Source organism: Campylobacter sp. BCW_4323 (assembly GCF_001763115.1).
Classification (GTDB): domain Bacteria; phylum Campylobacterota; class Campylobacteria; order Campylobacterales; family Campylobacteraceae; genus Campylobacter_D; species Campylobacter_D jejuni.
This window is the reverse complement of record NZ_MJYC01000077.1, coordinates 1-1,690: the sequence shown is the minus strand read 5'-3', so window position 1 is coordinate 1,690 and position 1,690 is coordinate 1. Positions and strand designations below refer to the sequence as shown.

At 28.2% G+C, this 1,690-nt stretch carries 2 protein-coding genes and 1 pseudogene; all 3 read left to right on the top strand.

Annotation, left to right across the window (positions count from 1 at the left end):
* Positions 1 to 479, top strand: a 479-nt coding sequence (locus AJN60_RS07635; protein ID WP_158512533.1) for a hypothetical protein, incomplete at its 5' end; no start/stop codon positions are given.
* Between the two features lie 8 nt (positions 480 to 487).
* Positions 488 to 688: pseudogene (locus AJN60_RS10015) on the top strand (hypothetical protein); the annotation flags it as partial.
* Positions 689 to 1,127: 439 nt separating this feature from the next.
* On the top strand, positions 1,128 to 1,690 hold a 563-nt coding region (locus AJN60_RS07620; protein ID WP_148122846.1), incomplete at its 3' end, for a hypothetical protein.

Below are 1,690 nucleotides of genomic sequence, written 5' to 3'. Positions count from 1 at the left end.
AAAAGCTATATCAAGCTTTTGATAAAGGGATTTGGGATATAGTATTATTCGGTATAATAAGCCTTATATTTATGGTTGTTATGTTTGGTTATCTTATGGAAATTTTGCGGACACTCAACACAAAAGAAATTTATGCCACAAATAAAGACCTTATTGTAAAGAAATTTGTCGGCAAAGATAAAATTTTTGAGATTGGAAGTTTTTATTTTTGTTATTTTTCACACACATTTACTGCTATTTATGCCGATAGCGTAACCATATCTAAATTTGGCGAGGAAATTTATAATGCATATTCGTTTTTAGATCCACTCAGAAGCAATAATATCCAAGAATTATATGCAATAATAAAACCCCAAACGCAAGAATATTTAAGCAAAATTGATTTGAAAAACTATGAATTTTTTAAGAGTAGGCATAGTAAAATCTCACCACGATTTGATTTGGACTTTTTAAAAATTGAGGAATTGAGAATTAAATAAGGATAAAAATGAGCCAAACAAACAATAACACAGAAATCAAAGAACAAAACACTCAAGATGAAATCATTTGGGAAGGAAAAAAGGATATACCTTCGTTTTTGCTTTATTGGATAGCAAATATTGTATTTTTATGTTTTATTCTTTATTTATTTCCTAGAATATTTAACAAAGAAATAGATTATAAATGGTTTATAGTTTTTTTTACATTTCTTTTTGGGTTATATATACTTGTAAAAAATATCTATCAAATGGCAAATATTAAAAGAATTTATATCACAAAAGAAAAACTTGTGATTGAGTATTATATTAAAAATGATTTGGTTTTTCCTTTAGGAACTTTTTTTGTGTATTATCGTAGTTCGTCAGTTCCATCCATAGCAAATCCAGGAGATATAGTGATATACACCTTCGGAGATAAGGCCAAAGAATACCTTGAACCTGGTTTATTCAGTGATGGCGATGATCCAACAAAAGGTTGTTTTGGAAGAATTAATGCCATTATAAAGCCTCATGTAATGCCTTATTTATTAAGCTTAGGTGATGAAGAATTTGAAAAAATTATTTCACATGTAAGCGGTTATAACAAAATTAATACCACTTTCCTTAAAGAAGCAATGGAACTCAGAAAAGAGAAAAAGGATAGAGAATTTGGAGAATAAAAAATGCAAAGATGAAATTATTTGGAAATTGCGGTATAAAAACACGCCATTACTTGTATTATGGACTATCATTTTATGGAGTTTTAGGATTGGTGTGTTATGTGGGTTTATTTGGATTTTTTATATAGCAATTAAAAAGCTATATCAAGCTTTTGATAAAGGGATTTGGGATATAGTATTATTCGGTATAATAAGCCTTATATTTATGGTTGTTATGTTTGGTTATCTTATGGAAATTTTGCGGACACTCAACACAAAAGAAATTTATGCCACAAATAAAGACCTTATTGTAAAGAAATTTGTCGGCAAAGATAAAATTTTTGAGATTGGAAGTTTTTATTTTTGTTATTTTTCACACACATTTACTGCTATTTATGCCGATAGCGTAACCATATCTAAATTTGGCGAGGAAATTTATAATGCATATTCGTTTTTAGATCCACTCAGAAGCAATAATATCCAAGAATTATATGCAATAATAAAACCCCAAACGCAAGAATATTTAAGCAAAATTGATTTGAAAAACTATGAATTTTTTAAGAGTAGGCATAG